The organism is Verrucomicrobiota bacterium, assembly GCA_016200005.1.
GTDB lineage: Bacteria > Verrucomicrobiota > Verrucomicrobiia > Limisphaerales > PALSA-1396 > PALSA-1396.
Genome location: JACQFP010000021.1, coordinates 32,308 through 51,551, shown reverse-complemented (window position 1 = coordinate 51,551; position 19,244 = coordinate 32,308). Strand labels below are relative to the sequence as shown.

Here is a 19,244-nt window from a genome sequence, read left to right as displayed (position 1 = left end):
CATCGAGGGTGCGTGTGTTGGGACGTTTGGATGTTGGACGTTTGCTGTTTCATTGGGCCAGACTCAATCGCGCCTCATACCACCCACGCGATTGGTTGCAGATTCTGCAGACGGACAGCATTACGGGAACTTCGACGAGGACGCCCACCACCGTCGCCAACGCCGCGCCTGAACCCGGGCCGAACAATGTGATGGCCACCGCCACCGCAAGTTCGAAGAAGTTGCTCGCGCCAATGAGCGCACCGGGCGAAGCGACGTTGTGCGGCACGCGCAGCCAGCGCATCAACAGGTAGGCGAGCGTTGAGTTGAAATACACTTGGATGACAATCGGTATCGCCAGCAGCAACACAGCAAACCATTTCGTCGTTAAGTTCTCGGCTTGGAATGCGAAGATCAGCACGAGCGTCAAAAGCAGCGCGAAGATCGTCACGGGATGAAACTTCGGTAGGAATTTTTGTTCGAACCACTCTTTGCCGTGTGACTTGAGCAAAAGCGTTCGCGTCAGCCAACCCGCCGCCAGCGGGATCACGATGAACACCACCACCGACGTAATGAGCACTTTGGACGGCACGACGACATTCGCCACACCGCACAAGAACATCACGATGGGAGCAAAGGCCACGAGCATGATGAGGTCGTTTACGGCCACTTGCACCAGTGTGTAAACCGGGTCGCCGTCGGTGAGGTAGCTCCACACGAACACCATCGCCGTGCAAGGCGCAGCGGCGAGGATGATGAGGCCGGCGGTGTATTCCTTGGCCAGCTCCGGCGAAATCCACGCGCTGAAGATGTGTTGCATGAAGAGCCACGCCAGCAGCGCCATGCTAAACGGTTTGATGAGCCAGTTCACGACGAGCGTGACACCCAACCCGCGTGGTTTGCGCGCGATGCCGCCCAACGCCGTGAAGTCCACCTTGAGCATCATCGGGTAGATCATCAGCCAGATGAGCACGGCAATGGGCACGTTGACCTGCGAGCCTTTGCCGAACTCCAGTTTGCTCAGGCAGGCAGTCAGCGCGGGTGCGAGTTTGCCCAGCGCCACGCCCGCGACCATGCACAGAAAAACCCAGAGCGTGAGGTAACGCTCGAAGAAATCCAACCTTCGCTTGGTGGCTGGAGCTGTAGATCGGTTCATTTCGTCTTGTTTCGTTCAGGTCTCAATTCACCGTCCTCCATCTCGAAAGTTCGGTCAAAAACGTCGAGCGAGCGTTGGTCGTGGGTGACGACCAGCACCGCCGCGCCGCGTTCATGCGCGACCTTGGCAAACAACTCCATCACCTGCCGTCCCCGATGGCTGTCGAGCGCGGCGGTCGGTTCGTCGGCAAGAATGAGGCTTGGCTCATTGGCCAGAGCGCGGGCTACCGCCACGCGTTGCTGCTGGCCGCCGGAAAGCGCATCGGGCAAATATTTGGCGCGATCCGCGACGCCAAGGTAGTCCAGCAGTTCCATGGCGCGTTTGTGCGCGGCGCGCGGGGAAGCGTCGTTGATCTCCAGCGCCACTTGCACATTCTCCACCGCGTTGAGGAACGGAATCAGATTCGCTTTTTGGAAAACGAAGCCGAGATGGCGGCGGCGAAATGCACGCAAGTCCACTTTGGCCTCGTCCGCCTCCATGACCAATTCGCCGCCGATGTGGATGCGGCCAGCGGTGGGCGGGTTGATGAGGCCAATCGCAGTGAGTAGCGTGGACTTGCCCGCGCCACTCGGGCCAAGCAGCGCGATGACTTCACCGCGCGCTACGCGCAGCGAGACATCCTTCATGGCCACGACTTCGGTGTTGCCGCTGCCATAAACCTTCGTGAGGTTTTCGGCCACGATGGCGGGCGCGTTGGAATCGTTCGTCTTCATCACGACAAAACCTTGTTCGGCTCAACGCTCATGGCCTTGCCGATACCAAGCAGGCTGGCGAGCGCGGAAATTGCGAGCACAATGCCGGCGAGCATCAGCAGGTCGGGCGTCTCGATGACGACGAGACGCGGGAAGCGCGGGAAGGCGTATTGCCCCAACCACCACGCGAGTCCGTAGCCCAGCGCGCCCATGAGCAACGCCTGTTGGAGAATCAATCCAATGATGACGCCGTTGCGCGCGCCAATGAGTTTCAGCAGGGCGATGTCATGAATCTTGTCGAGTGTGAGCGTGTAGAGGATCAGCGCCATGATGATGGCGGAAATAATGATCAGGAGAACGCGGAACAGGCCCAGTTGCCGCCGCGCTTTGTCCACCATGCCGGAGAGCAGGAGATTTTTCTGCTGTTGGGTGGAATAGACCGTCACGTCCGGCCACGTCGCGAGCGTCGCGGCCACGCGAGCCTGGTCCGCGCCTTCCCGCAGCGTCACCAGCACCGCGCTGACTTGCGGCGGCGCGAGCGCGGGTAACTCGCTGGCCGGGCCAACTACTCGTTCTGACAAAAGCGGCGTCACGCGTCCGAGGTCCAAGTCTTCGAGGCGGGCACGGCGCGCGGCGCGTTCGAGGCGCGTGGCTTCGCCCGGCACGTCGAACTGGACGGCCATCGCATCGCTCACCGTGAAGAACGTCAAGCCATCGCCGCCCGAGCCGACCATTCCGCGCGTCAGGCCGACGACCTCGTAAACGTCTTTGCCGAGCCTCAACTTTTCGCCGAGCGGCAAACCGAGCGAGCGGTCGGCAATCAGTTCGTAGTGTGCCTGACGCAACGGGCGACCGGCAATCAGCGACACCCAATCGCCTTTGTCCTCGGGCCACGAGAGTCCTTGCACGACCATGCGCAACGGCTGGCCGCGATGCTCGCGTTGAATCGTGTGCGAGACGAAACGTCGCGCGCCAGCCACACCCGGCATGGCGCGCACACGATCTTCGAGGTTGGCAGGGATGCGCGATACTTCGGCGAAGGGGCCGCGCGTGCTGCCTTGCACGACCCATAAATCCGCGCCGACCTGGTCCACGAGCAGTGTCGCCTCATAAATCAGTCCGCGATAGATGCCGCCCATGCCCATGACAATCATCAACAACAGGCCGATGCCCACGGTCGTGAGGGCGAAGCGGCCCAGATTGTGGCGGATATCACGGACAGCGAGGTTCATAGCGTGTTTGTAGCGCAGGCGTCCCCGCCTGCGAGTTCCGGCAGCGTCTCGCTGCCAGGACGTGACGTTGCGGAAACACGGGGCGGGACGCCCCTCGAACTCGCAGGCGAGGACGCCTGCGCTACGTCTCCGGTCCGGCGGACATATTGTGCAGCGAGATTCATTTCGCTTTGATGCGTTGACCATCAGTGAGCGGCTGTTTCTGGCCTTCCACGGGCTGGACGATTTGTTCGCCGGCGGACAGTCCTTCCGTAACTTCAACATTCTGCAATCCGCGCAAGCCCTGCGTGACGCCGCGCCAGCGAGCGCGGCTGTGGTCGTTGACGAACACGCCGGGTTTGTTTTCGCGCCAGCGGAGAAAAGACGCCGGCATCAAGATGGCGTTGGCTTTCCGTCCGGTTTCGATGAACACCTCGGCGCGCTGGCCAATCGTCCAGTTCTCCGACAATTCCTTCACGCGCACGTCCACGACGAACTCACGTGTCTCGCGATCGGCTTCGCGGCCCAGCCGCGCCACTTCCCCGGCGTAACTTTTCGCCGGCTCGGAGCGGAAGACGACGCGCGCGGGCTGCCCTTGTTTCAAACCAGCCATCGCCGTTTCGTCCACCCAGGCGGACACCCAGATTTCATTCGTGGCGACCAGTTGCAGAATGGACGCGCCCGGCACGACAATCCCGCCGGGGTCGCGGTCGCGGCGCGTGACCAGACCGTCGTAGGGGCTGCGCATTTCGGTGAACGCCAGATGTTCTTTTTGATAGAGCAAAGTCTTTTCGGCGGTGAACACCTGGCTCTGGGCTTCCACAATGGTGGATTGAGCGCGCTTCAAGTCCGCCTCGGCGACGTGCAAGGCTTCGGATGTTTTGTCGAAGTCGGCTTGCGCGGCGATTTTGCCGGCGAGCAATTCAGTCGAGCGCCGATGGTCAAGCTGCGCCTGCTGAAGCACCGCCTGCGCGCGGGCTTCGTCTGATTTCACCCTTTCGACTGTGGCGCGAGCAGCAGCGAGCGTGGCTTCCGCGATGGCCACCTGTTGCTTGGTCTCCGCGTCATCGAGGCGGGCGAGAAGTTGTCCTGACTTCACCGTGTCGCCCTGATCCACGAGGACTTCAGCCAATCGTTCCTGAATGCGTGGGCTGATGATGGTCTTGACGCGCGCCTCCAGCGTGCCGGTGCCCATGACTTCTGCGCGCACTTCTCCGGTGGCAACGGTATGAGCCGTCACCGGCATCGGACTAAACTTGAGGCGATAGACGGCGAAGGCGACGACTGCGGCCACAATCAGCCACGGCAGGAGTTTGCGGAGGGAAATGCGTTTCATGGTTGATTGGTTCGCGGCGAGGCGTAGCTCAGCCAAATACCGCCCAGGAAAACAAAGATGCCGCAGACGATCTTGGCGACATCGACGATCACGGCACAATGTCCGACGCCGTAGGCAAGCAACATCAGCGCGCAGTGCTGCGCTGTTTTGTCATTTCGCCAATCGTCTAAATCGCTGGCCACAACAAATGCCTCACGGTTTGCGCGCTTGAACTTCGAGGCTGGTCACATAATCCGACGCCTTCGTTCCCGGCGGCAGATTCGCCACAACCTCTTTGTAAAGCGGGTCTTCAAAACTCGTCATCGCTGCGACATAGCCCGACCTGGGTTTGAGAACGATGTCCGTCAATCCCGCCTCGCGCACCATGCGTCCGGTTTCGGTCACCAGCGCCACGCCCGCGACGCACCCCACCAGCGCCTCGACCATCTTGAGCACTTCCGCGGGCAGCGGCTTCAACAATGCCATGTCCGACACCGCCACGCGTCCGCCGGGCTTGAGCACACGGGAAATCTCGCGCCACACTTGCGCCTTGTCGGGCGACAGATTGATGACGCAGTTGGAGATGATCGCGTCCACGCTGTTGTCCGCGATGGGCAGATGCTCGATTTCGCCGAGGCGGAATTCCACGTTGTCCAAGCCGGTCTGCTCGCGGTAACTCGCCGTGTTTCGCCGCGCCTTGGCGAGCATCTCCGGCGTCATGTCCACCCCGATGGCGCGACCGCGGGCGCCGACTTTGCGGCCGGCGATGAAAACGTCAAACCCACCACCGCTGCCAAGGTCGAGCACCACTTCACCGGGTTTGAGCGCGGCGAGCGCGGCGGGGTTGCCGCACGAGAGGCCCATGTTCGCGCCGTCGGGGAGCGACCTGAGTTCCTCGACTGAGTAGCCGAGTTCACGCGCAAGTTTGTCGGCGTCGTGCGAGAGCGAACCACAGCACGAGACGCCCGGACTGCAACAGCCGGCAGACGTTGTCTCAGCAATTTTTGCGTAACCGCCCCGCACCATTTCGCGGACGGCCCGTTCTTTATCGAGTGTAGTTGTGTTCATAAATTCATTTGGTGGCGGCTCAACATCGCCGGCGACAGATTTCCGCCAGGTCCATTTTCACGATTTTCGTCAGCCGTGTCCCGTCGGCCATGGCTTCCGGGGTCCTGGCGAGCGACTTGTGAACCCAATCCAGCGCTTCGCGCACGGCGACGGGCGCAGATTTGTCCGGCAGCCGATAATACACCCAGCGCTCGCTCTTGCGCGAAAGAATCAACCCGGCGTGATGCAGAACGGATAGGTGCTTGGAAACCGTGGAGGTCGCCAGCCTGAACATCTCCGTGATCTGGCACACGCAGAGTTCGCGTCGCCGCAGGGCCAAGAGTATCCGCACCCGGTTCGGGTCGGCCAGCGCTTTTGTGATCGCCAGAAACTCGCGCATTGTGTTTCTATATTTCGCCAAACAACGAAATGAATATGCCGTTCACCCTGCCTGCGTGCAAGCACTTTTTTGGCAATGATGCGGATCAGCGTCCAGCGATCTTGGTCTGCCCTTTACCCTCGTGCCGGATGTCCTGCGCTTCGCACAGATAAACCACTTCCTCAGCCAGGTTCGTGGCGTGATCGGCGACGCGTTCGAGGCTGCGCGTGGCAATCATCAGGTTCAGACAGCGCGGGATGCTCTCGCGGTCGGACATCATGTACTCGGTGAGCCGGCGATTGATCTGTTTGTTGAGGGCATCCACCTCGTTGTCCCGCGGGATGAGCGCGCGCGCGGCGGCGGAGTTGCGGTTCACGAAGGCGTCGAGCGCGGCCTTGAGCATTTCGAGCGACAACTTCGCCATGCGGGGTAGTTCAAGATCAAGTTTGAGGGGCGGTTCTTTGGAAAGGTCGCGGGCGCGCTTGGCGATCTTGGCGGCTTCATCGCCAATCCGCTCCAGGTTTTGTGAAATCTTCATCGCCACGGTGACAAAACGCAGATCACTGGCAAGCGGCGCCTTGGCGAGCAGATGGATGGCGAGTTCGTCGATCTCGATTTCGAACTGGTCAATGATGCTGTCGTCCTCCTTCACGCGCAGGGCGAGGTCGTAGTCGCGGGTGAGCAATGCCTGCAATGCGCGGTTGACGGCGGTTTCGGCGTGGCCCGCCATGGTCAACAACCGCTGCTTCAACTCGCCGATTTCGTGCTCGAAATGTGTTTCCATAAAACTGTTCTTAAATCTTCATCTTAATCTTTCTCTTAATCTTAATCGCCCTGCCTTTCCTGAAGATTAAGATTAAGAGCAAGATTACGATTAAGAACTGGATCACCCAAACCGTCCAGTCACGTAATCTTCCGTTCGTTTATGGGCCGGGTTGGTGAAAATCTTGCTGGTCGCATCGTATTCAATCAACTCGCCGAGATAAAGGAACGCAGTGTAGTCCGAAATACGCGCGGCTTGTTGCATGTTATGCGTGACAATCACAATGGTGTAATTCCTTTTCAATTCGATGATGAGGTCCTCGATTTTTGAGGTCGCCAACGGATCGAGCGCGGAAGCCGGCTCGTCCATCAACAGCACTTCCGGCTGCACCGCCAGCGCGCGGGCAATGCACAGACGCTGCTGTTGACCGCCCGAAAGGCTGACGGCCGGCGCGTTCAACCGGTCCTTCACCTCGTCCCAGAGTGCGGCCTGTTGCAAGGATTCATCGCGTCGCTCAGCGAGCAGCGCGCGATCCCGCACGCCGTTCAAGCGCAATCCCACGGTCACATTGTCCGCGATGGACATGGTGGGAAAAGGGTTCGACTTCTGAAACACCATGCCCACCCGCCGGCGGACTACCACGGGCTCCACGCTGCGGGCATAAATGTCCTCGCCGAACAAACGGATTTCACCGGTCATGCGGGCGTGCGGCACCAATTCGTGCAGCCGGTTGAGCGAACGCAGAAATGTGGATTTGCCGCAGCCGCTTGGCCCGATGATGGCAGTGACGGTCTTCGCCTGAATATCGAGCGAAATGTTTTTCAACACTTGATGCGCGCCAAAAAAAACGGACAGCTCTCTAACCGTCAACGCCGGCACGGACGCAGCCGATGCTGCGGCCGGCGGAGTCGCCGTAGTCCGCGTCTTGATCGCCGGAGAAACGGCGGTTAGTTTGTCCTGTTCTGTCATCATGATTCGATCATCAATGTCCCTGCTGGCTGAATCGGTCGCGCGTCAACAGCCGTACGCCGACGCTGACGCTGGCGATCAACAGCAACAGCACCAGCGCGCCCGCCCAGGCTTGTCGATGCCAGTCTTCATACGGCGAAATCGCATAGTTAAAAATCTGCAAGGGCAACGCCGCGATGGGATCGGACGGGTTGTGGTTCCAGAAACGATTGCCGAACGCCGTGAACAACAGCGGCGCCGTCTCGCCTGCGACTCGTGCCAGCGCCAGGAGAATGCCGGTGATGATGCCCTTGAGCGCCGTGCGGACAACGATGGCCACGATCATCCGCCACTGCGCGATGCCCAACGCCAGGGCTGCTTCGCGGTAGCCGTTGGGCACGAGGTGCAACACCTCTTCCGTCGTCCGCATGATCAGCGGGATCATCATCATGCCGAGCACGATGCCACCCGCCCAGGCGGAGAAACTTTTCATCGGTATGACGACGAGCGCATACACGACGATGCCCCAGATAATCGAAGGCACTCCGTTGAGAATGTCCGCCGCAAAGCGAATCCACCAATTCATTTTCGAAGCTCCGTATTCGGACAGATAGACGCCGCCAAGCACACCAACCGGCACGCCGATGAGCGCCGCCAGTCCCAGCAGCACGAACGTGCCGACGATGGCGTTGGCCATGCCGCCGCCGAGTTCGCCCACGGGCTTGGGCAGGTGCGTGAAGAAATCCCAGTTCAGCGCGCCGATGCCGGACTTTACGAGGTGAAAGAACACCAGCGCGAGCGGCGCGATGACCAGCAAAGCACAGGCGCAGGTGACGGCCTGCATCAGACCGTTCTTTGATTTTCGCCAGAGATGATTTGCGCGAGTCATAATCCTGTTCAACACGTTGCCCGCGGCCCGCCAAACGTTTTCAAAAGCAACTGCGCCAGAGCGTTGACCACGATGGTCACGCCGAGCAGCACCAAACCGATTTCAAACAGCGCATGAAGATACAAGTCTGTAGTCGCCTCGGTGAATTCATTGGCGATGACACTGGCCAGCGTGTAACCGGGCGCAAACAATGAAGCGGCGATTTCGGGTCGGTTGCCGATGACCATCGTGACGGCCATCGTTTCGCCGAGGGCACGGCCCAGACCCAGGATGACCGCGCCGAACAAACCCTTTTTGGCGTAGCTCAACACCGCAATGCGCGTAACTTCCCAGCGCGTCGCGCCAAGCGCATAAGCGGCTTCCCGCTGGAGACCCGGCACCGACCGCAGAATCTCCCGCGCGACCGAGGTGATGATCGGCACGATCATGATGGCGATAATGATGCCGCCGGCCAACATGCTCACGCCGTAGATTGGGCCTTTGAACAAAGGAAGAAAACCCAGCGTGCTGCGCAACCAGGGAAACAAATGTTCCCTCAGCCACGGGACCATCACGAAGATTCCCCAGAGTCCAAGAATCACACTCGGCACCGCGGCGAGCAGTTCGATGAACAGCGAGAGCGGTTGCCGCAACCATCGCGGCGCCAGTTCGGTGAGATAGACGGCGGTGGCGATGCTCAGCGGCACGGCGATGAGCAGCGCGATAAACGAGGAGACGAGCGTCCCGAAAATAAACGGCAGCGCGCCGAAGTGTTCGCTCACAGGGTCCCATTCCGAACTGGATACGAACCGCCAGCCGAATTTCGCAATCGCCAAGTGCGAACCTTTCGCCAGCTCAAATCCGATCAGCACAATGAGCACTAAGACGGACAGCGCCATCAGCAGGGTGAGCCATTTGAAGGCGCGATCGCCGAATTTGCGTCGGCCGAGGCGCGGGTTCGTCAGCTCAGGCAATTCCTTGGTCGCAGTGAATCCCATGTTTTTGGCACATTCCAAAAATCAGTATTTAATCGTCTTGATTTTCTCCAGCACACGCTGTTGCACTTTCTCGGGCAACGACGCGTAGTCGAGCGCTGCGGCCATGCCTTCGCCTTTGGTCATCGCCCAGTTCAGAAACTCCACCAGCTTTTTGCCTTTGGCCGCGTCCTTCTGTTGCTGATAAACCAGCAGCCAGGTCGCGCCCGCAATCGGATACGCCTTTTCGCCCGGCGGGTTTACCATCGAAAACCGAAAGTCATCAGGAATGTTGGCCGTGGCCAGCGCTTCGGTGACAGAATCCAGCGACGGCATGACGAAATTACCCGCCGCATTCTTGAGGTCGGCAAAGGGCAGTTTGTTCTGATGTGCGTAGGCCAGCTCAACATAACCAATTGTGCCGGGCAATTGTTTCACCTGGCCGGCGACACCTTCGTTCCCCTTGGCCCCGAGACCGACGGGCCACTTGACAGAGGTGTTCCGCCCAACCTTTTTCTCCCACGATGAACTCACGCTGCTCAAGTAGTCAGTGAAGATGTAGCTCGTTCCGCTGCCGTCCGACCGATGAACGACAATTAGATCAACGTTGGGGAGCTTCACACCAGAGTTGAGCTCAGCGATGCGTTTGTCATTCCACTTGGTGATCTTGCCGAGGAACATGTCGGCCAGCGTCGTGCCATCGAGTTTGAGTTTCGGGTTGCCGGGCAGATTGTAAGTGACAACCACGGCGCCGGCTACGGTGGGGAGGTGCAGGATTTTGCCCGGCGCCTTGGATAAATTGTCGTCGCTCATCGGTCCATCCGATGCGCCAAAGTCCACGGTCTCGGCGAGGATTTGTTTTTGACCACCGCCGGAGCCGATGGATTGGTAATTGAAGCGCGCCGAGGGATCGACCTTCGCATATTCGTCAAACCACTTGGAGTAGATCGGATATGGAAAGGTCGCGCCAGCGCCGTTGATCAGCATTTGGGCGGACGATGCGAGAACCGCGCCGCAGAACAGAACCGCCGTGAGCAGATATTTGATCAAGAGATTTTTGTTCATAGGTTTTTTGATTTCTTGGATAGATGTTGAGAGTTGTGGGCCGGCTCGACCTTAGAAGGCCCAGAGCAAATCGAAGAACAGCCGTGTCTGCTGCGAGGATACACCGGCCGGCGTGTTGATCTGTTCGGTCCGCATCACACGCAAATTCATCGTCAGCGGATTTGCGACCCGATAACTGGCGACGATTTGATGACCGGCCACGCCCGTGCCGCCCTTGGCGTTGACGCCAAAGTCGTCGTCGTTGAGGCCGTGCCAGACGGCGGCGGTGCCGATGTGTTTGTAGTTGTAGGTGAGTTGCCAGTTGCCCTTCTTCTTCGCGTCGCCCAACGCAAGGCCGAGGTTCCAGGCTTCACTGCCACTGCCGAAGCTGGATGCGCCGGGGTTATTGGCGTATTCCGCTCCCAGCGTCACCGGGAACGGGCCGTCAAACAGCGGCCCGGAGTCGAAGGTGTACGTCACTTCGCCGCGGGCAATAATCGGGTTGAAATGCGGCGCAGTTGCGCCCGCGGCAGACGTGCCGTTCTGATTTAAGAAGGTTTCAAGGTTGGTGGAGACGCTGTCCTGATTAGCAAACGCATAAGCGCCAACTCCGAGGCGGGACGACAAATGATCCGACCATTTGGCCGTCCAGTCCGCCTGTCCAACGAAAAGGTAAACATCCTGGTTCGCGCTGCCGCTGCCGGTGCCGCTGAAATTCTCGGCGATGACGAATTGTCCAGCAGAGAAGCCGATCTTGTTCTGCTTGTTCAACGCGATACTGATTTTTTCCTGCGCGCCTTCGGGGTTGTAATCCGGGTCCAAGACGGCGTCGGTGAACCAGAAGTCGCTGCTCATTTTGCCGAGTTGCGCGCTGAACCAATCGTCCGGCTTCCACTTGGCGTAGGCAAGATCGACGAAGATGAACTTCCGGCTGCCATCGTTATTCAGGGTGGTATTGGCGGAGAAGGGACTGCCGCCGAGGGAAGGCGCCGCTGACCCGATTTCGCCGGAGCCAAGACGCAAGCCCACTTCAAAGTGGTCGGTCATCTCCGCTGTGATGCCGTAGCGGACGCGATAACGGAAGCGGTCGCGGTCTTGAGTGGCGCTGCCGGCGCCGGTGTTCGAATCGTCCTGAAAGACGCCGTCGTAACGGCCCCGGAAATCACCGCCGAACTTCAATTTGTTGACCCAGTCCGCCGAACCCATTTGCGACGCGAACGTCTTGGCGGAACTCTTGGCGCTCTCCACGCGCAACTCCTCCGCTTCCTTCACCGTTAGAATTCCCTTCTGCACGAGTTTGTCGATCAACGCATCGGATGTTTGCGCGACAGCAGGAATCGCGAATGCCGAGATAAAAAGTAGTGCCAATGCGGTCGTGGAGGATTTCCAGGTATTGTTCATAGGTTCTGTTTGGTGGTCACTGAATCCGCTGCGAGCTTGGCCGCGAATTGTTACGAACCAAGGTCGAGTTTGTTACGATTGCGTGACGATTGCGTGCGCGGCTCTTGGTTCATGAATCTCGGAAGAACTCCTTTCGTTCAATCCGATTCGGGAGAGTTTCGTGATTGCTCAGACCGGGCGCGCTGAAGCCGTGTGCCATCCCCCGCAGCCATTCGCCGACACGTATCGTCAGAGCGAATGATTTCGCCGAGTCACATCAGCGCAGGATCGACCAACCTTTATTTTCTCGCGGATGAGATCATCATTGAGACGCGACTGTCCGGTTCGGAACGCCGCTGGTTCGCGCTGCTGGCCAGTCCAGCGTCCGAGCGGCGGCCGGTGCGATTGGGACAAGCTTCTTAATCCGCAGTCGTGCGAACTGCACTTTCGAACCGGGATGATGATTTTGGAGGCCGATGTAACCCTTCGCCCGCCGATTACCATTGGTGAGCTGACTGACCTGTTGGCCATTCAAGCGCACTGTGATTCTCGGACCGATGGCTTCAATCTCGTACGTGTGCCATTGCCCCACCGCCGGCATGATGGCATTGGATGCCGCGAGAGTGTAGATGGCCCCGGTTTTGTGCAGCGGGTCGTCGAATCTGTTCGTGTCCGGGTTGAAACCCGTGTTGTCGATTTGAATCTCGTAACCCCCGTCAACTGCGGGCCTCCAGTCGTTCGCCGGGTCGCTGACGCCGAGCGCCGGGATGCGGATGAAGATGCCGGAATTATCGGTCGGCGAGGAAAGCCGGAAGTCCACGCGCAGGATGAAGTCGTCGAACTGCTCCTTGGTGAACCACAGCAATCCGATTCCATCCACGGACTCGATGATGTTTCCGCCGAGTTCCACGAAGCTGCCAGTGCCTGCCATTTGCCAGCCGGCAAGCCCGCCAGTGCCGAGCGCACTGAAGCCTTGTTCTGCGCCCAATGCTTCGCGTACGACGGCCAACGCGGTGCGTCGCGCCAAGGCGAGGGCCGTCAACGACGGGTTCGCCGAGCCGAGCGTTGGGAAAATGGCCGGGCCGGCGACGTAGGCGTTGCTGATGTGATGGAAGCGACCATCGGAGTTGGTGACGGACGTGTTTGGGTCGCCCATCCAGAGCGTGCCGGCTTCGTGATGCGTGGTGCCGAGGCCGTCGCGGATGCTGCCGATTGGGGGCGGCGTGTTTTGCCATGCGCCACCGTGGAAGTACTGAATCAGTGACGCGTCGTCGTTCGCGAGCTTTTTCGCCATCACGAGCGAAGCGGTGTCCATCGCATTCCACAGATTGAGGTCATCCTGCGACGCCACGATATTGACCCAGGCCCGGCGCATACCAAACTCATCGGTTTGATCGCTCAAGTCCTGCCAGCTCGGCGCGGTGCCGGTGATCTTCGGCTGAGCGGAGTTGCGGCTGCCGAGCATCTCGCCAATGCCGCGCAGCGTGATGACAATCCAGTCCGACGACTGCCCCGCCAGCATCTTGTCGAGTAACTCGATGTCGGGAATCATGCGCCACATCGTCGCCTCGGAGTTCGCCCCACTGATGGCAGCGGCAGTGACCTGCAAGTGGTATCGCCATTTCGGCGTCGAGCCGCGCACCAGCAAGGCCGCGGCTTCGAGCGCCTGGGGCAACGACCCGCCGAGCGCCGACCGCTTGATGCGGACGACCAAGTTGCTCCGCAAGTGAGCCATCAGGTTGCCGCCCATGAGTGGCGTGGGGAATGATTCCATCGCGAGGCGCGTGGCCTCGATGGTACCGGAGGCCAGCACCACGGCGCACTTGGGCGAAATGTTCAAGAACTTCTGCTGACCATTAACGCGCGCTTCGATCGTGGTGACGGCGCCGTTGGTGACGTGCAACCGGGTGACGTGCACGCGCGGGACGAAGAACAGGCGACGTTGCCAGTCGGGATTGCCCGCGGCTTCGCGAATGGCGTCCACGAGGATCGGCGCACTGCTCCATTTGTCGAAGCTGAACAAGCCGGACGCCGGCGCCGCCGCCTGCACGGTAAGCGGCGCGTCTTCGATCTTGTCCACGGTGGGCACGCCAGCCTGCACCGCGTTGAACTTGTCACGCAGCGCCTCGAAGAGCTTGCCGGAGATGTAGTCGGTCTTGTCGAAAACTCCCGTTTCGCGTTCGACGATCATGTAGCCGTTGCGCAGGTAATGCGCGACCTCGGCGGGCCACTGCGCAAGGTCGTCCTCCGTCAGTTGCGGCGACCAGCCACCCCAGTAGAGCGAACGTCCCCCGAGACAATAAGCCAGGCCCGGGAACGGCACCCGGCTGCGCCAGGGCGAACCCCACACGCACTCACGCGCGCCCGGGTCTTGATTGTTGAACTCCACCTTCACGGCACCGCCCGCGTTCAAGCCGATGCGCGCGAGGTTTTGCACATGCTCGGTCACGAGCAGCGAACCCGCGTCGAGCACGAGCACGCGCATGTTCGAGTTCCGGTAAATTTTCTCGGCGCAATACGCGCCGAACATGCCCGCGCCGATGACCACGGCATCGAACGCGACGCCGCCGTTTTGCGTGGCTTCATCCCAGGTGTTGCAGATATAGCGGCCCAGCGCGTCCTGGGTAAATTCAGTATCCTGCACGACCACGCGATCATTGGGGTCGGCAGCGGGAATCAGGCGAGGAAGATTGTTTGGCATAACTCAGTCCTTTGGTTGCGATTTGAATCGGTTTCACGGGGGCCGAACGAAACCCCGTCCTTTCTTTCTACTGGTGATGACCCTGGCTCTTTCAGGTGACCTTGTCACCTGGAATCTTTTGGAATTGGCCGCTCGCCACGCGCGCGAGCGGACGTTGCACTTCCGCGTCCGTTCCAGTGGCCAGCGCCATCGGCACGAAGCCGAATAAAAATCTTCAAACCGACCAAGGTCAACTTGCCTGACCGCCTCCAGCAATCCGCGAATGACGATCGCGCGAAGTGTCTGGTTGATTTGTTCTCAATCGCAGGATTTTCGCTCCTTCAATGCAACAGGTGCCTTGCGCCCTGAATGCAAATGAACAAACCAATGAGCGTCATCAACGCGGCGCTCGCGTAAGGCATTTTCGCCGCCAGCTTGTGCAAACCCGCGAAACGTTTCGTCGCGTGTTTCACCGAGAGCGCGGCCAGTGAACCGACCGTGACCAGCGTGAGCGCAAGGCCGACGCTGAACGCCAGCACCAGCGCGAAACCGAGCGCGAATTGTTTCAGTTGCAGGCAGACCAGCAGCACTGCAAATGCTGATGGACACGGTATCAATCCGCCCGTCAGGCCGAAAAGGAGAAGTTGTCCAGTCGTCACGTCCCGATTGGCAAAGCGTTGCTGCCAATCGCGAGCGTGCGCCCGTTCGTGCGCGTCCTGGTCTTGCAAGTCGTGACTTTGCGCATGTTCATGGGCGTGGCTGTGGTCGTGAGGATGTTCGTGATCGTGATGATGGTCGTGCTCCTCGATGAAAGTTGTCGCAAGTGTCTTCGCAACTCCGGCGCGATGCAGTGTCAGTTTCAACTCGAATTCGTGCGGCTCGGGCAATTCAGCCGTTGCTTCGAGATACGCGCCGTGCGTTTTGAATTGGAAAATCTGCCCCGCGCCTTTTCCGACTTCTTCGGGACGGATAGTCACGCACGTCGCTTCCAAGTCCGCCGGCGGCGCGATGGCCAGCCGCGCCTCGTCAAAAAAATAAAGACGGAATCGCGGCGGCACATCGGTTTCGAACACGCTCACTTCCACCAAACCGTCTTCGGTCTTGAGCACCGGCCCACCGTGTGGCCCGTGCGTCGTTGGCTTTTGCATCCGCCGAATGCGCCAGACCATCCATGCCGCCAGGGCGATGACGATGACGCCGGTGGCGACTTGCAGATACGGCTCGACATCTTCGGCGGCGAACTTGCCGGAATAATGGAGTCCAACAAATGCGAGAATCCAGATCAATGCCGTATGTGAAACCGTTGCCGAGATGCCGAGCAAGACTGCCTGACCAACCGTCCCGCGGATGGCGACGATGAACGCCGCCATCATCGTTTTGCTGTGACCCGGCTCTAACCCATGCAACGCGCCGAGAAGAATCGCCGCCGGGATGTAGAGCCAGGCGTTGCCGTGCGCGAGATAATCGGAAAAAGAGTTCATGGGGCTTCGACTGGTTTGCGGACTTTGCTTTCAGCCCACTCATAAAGCACCGGCAGCAACACGAGTTTGAGGAAGGTTGAGCTGAGCAGACCGCCGATGACGACGATGGCCAGCGGACGTTGCACTTCCGCGCCCGCGCCGGTCGCAACGGCCATCGGGACGAAACCGAAACTCGCGACGAGCGCGGTCATCAGAATCGGACGCAAGCGCGTGAGCGAACCCTCCACGACCGCGTCGCGCACACTCTTGCCTCCTTCGCGCAGTTGGTTGAAGTAGGTCAGCATCACCAGACCGTCGAGCACAGCCACGCCGCTCAGCGCGATGAAACCCACTGCCGCCGAAATGCTGAACGGCATTCCGCAAATCCACAGCGCGAGCACCCCGCCCGTCGCGGCCAGCGGAACGCCGGTATAAATAATCAAGGTCTGCCGCACGCTGCTGAAAGACATGAACACGAGCATGAAAATCAGCGCCAGCGTCGCGGGCACGACGACCATGAGCCGCGTGCGCGCCTTCTGCAAGTTCTCGAACTGTCCGCCGAACTCGACGAGATAATTCTCCGGCAGCTTCACTTGCTCTTTGATTCTTCGCTCGGCGTCGCGCACAAAGCCTTCGATGTTGCGCGTCTTGAGGTTCACCATCAACGCGGCGCGGCGCTGGCCCTAGTCGCGCAGAATTGGTTCGACGGTTTTCACGGTCGCAAACGCCACAGCTTTGCCGAGTGGCAACAGCCCGTGCTCGCCGACGCGCAGGGGAAGTTTTTTCATTTGCTCGTCGTCGGCGCGGAGTTGTTCGGGCATCCGCACCACGATGTCGTATCGCTTGTTGCCCTCGATAATCTGTCCGGCTTTCTGTCCGGCGAGCGCGGCGTTGACGGCCTTGTTCACTTCGCCCGCCTGCAAGCCATGGCGTTGCAGCACGTCGCGCTTGACGTTCATCTCCAACTGCGGCGTGCGACCTTCAGTTTCATGTTCGACCTGCGCCGTGCCGGGCATTTTTTCCAGGATGCCTTTGATTTGTTCGGCGAGTTTTTCCAGCACGTCGTAATCGTTGCCGAAAATCTTCACCGCAAGCTCGGCCTTCGTGCCTTCCAGCATTTCGTTGAAACGCATTTCAATCGGCTGCGCGGAAAGGATGTCGTAGTCGGGATTCAACCTCTTGAGCATCACTCCGATTTGCTCGTTCAATTCCGCCTTGGTGCGCGGACGGCCCGGCGTCTTGGGCCATTCCTTGATCGGCTTGTAAAAAATATAAACATCGCTTTCGTTCGGCGGCATCGGGTCGGTGGCGATGTCGCTCGTGCCAATGCGGGTAAAGACGCGCGTGACTTCGGGAAACTCTTTCAGCAAGGTTTTTTCAACTTCGATGTCCGTTCGCAACGATTCCTCCATGCTCATGCCGACGGGCTTGTAGAGCATCGAAGTGATTGAGCCTTCGTCGAGCTTGGGCACAAACTCCGCGCCGAGCCGCGTGAACAGCCAGATGGAAACGGCGAACAGCACGACCGCGCAGCCGGTCACAAGCCAGCGATGCCGCAGCGCGATGTCCAGCGAGGGCGTGTATAGTTTCTTGATGAAATGAATGATTTCGTTGTCACCCTCGTGAACTTTGCCGCGCAGCAGGAATGAGCAGAGCACCGGCATGAGCGTCAACGTGAGCAGCAACGCGCCGGTCAGTGCGAGCATCACGGTGAGCGCCATGGGATGAAACATTTTTCCTTCAATCCCAGTGAGCGCGAGAATCGGAATATAGACCGCCGTGATGATGACCACGCCAAAGAACATCGGCGAACCGACCTGTTTGCTCGCCGCCAGCACAACGTGCGCGCGTTCCTCGGTCGTAAGCGCGCGGCCAAGGTGATGCTGACGCTGGCCCATTTGGCGGACGATGTTTTCCACGATGACGACCGCGCCATCAATGATAAGCCCGAAATCAATCGCGCCGAGGCTCATCAAGTTGCCGGAGATGCCGAAGCGCTCCATGCCCGTGAGAGCGAACAAGAATGAAAGCGGGATGGCCGTGGCCACGATGAGCGCCGCGCGCCAGTTGCCCAGCAAAACCAGAAGGACGATGACCACCAGAATCGCGCCCTCGAACAAATTGTTTCTGACCGTGCGAATCGTTCGGTCAATCAGTTCGGAGCGGTCATACTGGACCTGCAATTCCACGCCGTCCGGCAACTTGCTTTGAATTTCTTTGAAGCGCGCTTTCACGCGCTCGGCCACGGTACGGCTGTTCTCGCCCGCCAGCATCATCGTCGTGCCGATGACAGTTTCATGTCCATTGAGCGTCGCCGCGCCGGTGCGAAACTTTGTGCCGAGCTTCACTTCGGCGACGTCCTTGACGAGCAGCGGTTTGACGGCCGCGCCAAATTTCAGCGGCAGGTTTTCAATTTCCTCCGTGTTGCTGACCCGGCTGACGGCGCGAATCGTGAGTTGCTCCGTGCCACGACTGACGATGCCGCCGCCCGCGTTCTCGACGTTTTGCGCAACGAGCTCAGCCAGTTCACTGAACGTCATGTTCACGTCGGCCAGCGCGTCGGGTTTCGGCTGAATGACGAATTGTTTTTCGTAACCGCCGCTGCCGTTGATTTCCGCGATGCCCGGCACGGTGCGCAAAAGCGGTTTGATGATGTATTCCTGGATTTCACTCAACTCGATGAGTTGCTCCAGTTCGGTCGCCGGTTTGTTCGTCGCGTCCGCGCGATACTGGACGTTGTAATAAAAAATCTCGCCCAGTCCGGTGCTGATTGGAGCGAGCTTCGGCGACGCGCCGGGCGGCAAGCTGTCCAGCACACCTTGCAAACGCTCCGTGACGAGTTGACGGGCGCGGAAAATATCCGTGCCGTCCCGAAATTGCAGCGTCACCTGCGACAGCCCGAACTTCGTCAGCGAACGCATCTCCTCCATTCCGGGCAGGCCGGCCATTTCGATTTCAATGGGTCGCGTGACGAGCTTTTCCGATTCCTCAGCCGCGAGGGCCGACACTTCGGTGTTAATTTGCACCTGCACGCCGGTGATGTCCGGCACGGCGTCAATCGGCAAATTCAGCGCCGACCACAGACCGCCCGCGAACAGCGCGACGGCGGCAAATAAAACTATGGCGCGCTGTCGGAGAGAGAATTCAAGAATGCGGTCAATCATAAGCAGATGTGCGAACACGCTGAATTGATTTGAAGAACGCTCGCCCTCACCCCGGCCCTCTCCCCCGAGGAGAAGGAGGGCGAAGCAGCATCATTCGACGGCTCGGAAGTCACGGTTGCAGTCGCCGCTTTTCTGACATGCGTTTCTGAGCGCGCGCGGTAAACCGACGCGTTCACATCCCTCG

The 19,244-nt window shown here is 59.6% G+C and carries 15 protein-coding genes and 1 pseudogene; all 16 read right to left on the bottom strand.

All coding sequences use genetic code 11. From position 1 onward, the window contains the following. Positions 1-49 precede the first annotated feature (49 nt). Positions 50-1,135: an ACR3 family arsenite efflux transporter gene (gene arsB / locus HY298_07160; GenBank protein ID MBI3850052.1), complete on the bottom strand. Its 1,086-nt coding sequence runs from the start codon at positions 1,133-1,135 to the stop codon at positions 50-52. Beyond that, complete coding sequence (locus tag HY298_07155; protein ID MBI3850051.1) at positions 1,132-1,848, bottom strand: ABC transporter ATP-binding protein; 717 nt, start codon at positions 1,846-1,848, stop codon at positions 1,132-1,134. Before HY298_07155 ends, arsB begins: the two co-directional genes overlap by 4 nt. After that, positions 1,848-3,059: an ABC transporter permease gene (locus HY298_07150; GenBank protein MBI3850050.1), complete on the bottom strand. Its 1,212-nt coding sequence runs from the start codon at positions 3,057-3,059 to the stop codon at positions 1,848-1,850. Before HY298_07150 ends, HY298_07155 begins: the two co-directional genes overlap by 1 nt. Positions 3,060-3,219: 160 nt before the next feature. Continuing rightward, positions 3,220-4,374, bottom strand: a complete 1,155-nt coding sequence (locus tag HY298_07145) for an efflux RND transporter periplasmic adaptor subunit (protein ID MBI3850049.1) — start codon at positions 4,372-4,374, stop codon at positions 3,220-3,222. Next, complete coding sequence (locus HY298_07140) at positions 4,371-4,556, bottom strand: hypothetical protein (GenBank protein MBI3850048.1); 186 nt, start codon at positions 4,554-4,556, stop codon at positions 4,371-4,373. The genes HY298_07145 and HY298_07140 overlap by 4 nt, the downstream gene beginning before the upstream one ends. A 10-nt stretch (positions 4,557-4,566) precedes the next feature. Further along, positions 4,567-5,421, bottom strand: coding sequence for an arsenite methyltransferase (arsM, locus tag HY298_07135; GenBank protein MBI3850047.1), 855 nt, complete (start codon positions 5,419-5,421; stop codon positions 4,567-4,569). 19 nt (positions 5,422-5,440) lie between these two features. Further along, positions 5,441-5,800 (bottom strand): winged helix-turn-helix transcriptional regulator, encoded by a 360-nt coding sequence (locus tag HY298_07130; GenBank protein MBI3850046.1) that lies wholly within the window; start codon positions 5,798-5,800, stop codon positions 5,441-5,443. An 85-nt stretch (positions 5,801-5,885) separates the two neighbouring features. Beyond that, positions 5,886-6,563, bottom strand: coding sequence for a phosphate signaling complex protein PhoU (gene phoU / locus HY298_07125; protein ID MBI3850045.1), 678 nt, complete (start codon positions 6,561-6,563; stop codon positions 5,886-5,888). A gap of 102 nt (positions 6,564-6,665) precedes the next feature. Then, positions 6,666-7,511: a phosphate ABC transporter ATP-binding protein gene (gene pstB / locus HY298_07120; GenBank protein ID MBI3850044.1), complete on the bottom strand. Its 846-nt coding sequence runs from the start codon at positions 7,509-7,511 to the stop codon at positions 6,666-6,668. A gap of 13 nt (positions 7,512-7,524) precedes the next feature. After that, positions 7,525-8,379, bottom strand: a complete 855-nt coding sequence (gene pstA, locus HY298_07115; protein ID MBI3850043.1) for a phosphate ABC transporter permease PstA — start codon at positions 8,377-8,379, stop codon at positions 7,525-7,527. An 8-nt stretch (positions 8,380-8,387) separates the two neighbouring features. Continuing rightward, complete coding sequence (gene pstC, locus HY298_07110) at positions 8,388-9,356, bottom strand: phosphate ABC transporter permease subunit PstC (GenBank protein ID MBI3850042.1); 969 nt, start codon at positions 9,354-9,356, stop codon at positions 8,388-8,390. 21 nt (positions 9,357-9,377) lie between these two features. Further along, positions 9,378-10,397 carry a phosphate ABC transporter substrate-binding protein PstS gene (pstS, locus tag HY298_07105; GenBank protein ID MBI3850041.1) on the bottom strand — a complete coding sequence of 340 codons (1,020 nt, stop codon included), beginning with the start codon at positions 10,395-10,397 and terminating at the stop codon, positions 9,378-9,380. Between the two features lie 51 nt (positions 10,398-10,448). Continuing rightward, on the bottom strand, positions 10,449-11,777 hold the full coding sequence (locus tag HY298_07100) for a putative porin (GenBank protein MBI3850040.1): 1,329 nt from the start codon (positions 11,775-11,777) through the stop codon (positions 10,449-10,451). A 301-nt stretch (positions 11,778-12,078) separates the two neighbouring features. Beyond that, entirely contained in the window at positions 12,079-14,457 is a 2,379-nt protein-coding gene (locus HY298_07095; protein ID MBI3850039.1) for a DUF1080 domain-containing protein, read from the bottom strand. A gap of 320 nt (positions 14,458-14,777) precedes the next feature. After that, positions 14,778-15,917, bottom strand: coding sequence for a nickel/cobalt efflux transporter RcnA (rcnA, locus tag HY298_07090; GenBank protein MBI3850038.1), 1,140 nt, complete (start codon positions 15,915-15,917; stop codon positions 14,778-14,780). Further along, positions 15,914-19,060, bottom strand: a pseudogene (locus HY298_07085) (efflux RND transporter permease subunit). Before HY298_07085 ends, rcnA begins: the two are co-directional and overlap by 4 nt. Positions 19,061-19,244 lie beyond the last annotated feature (184 nt).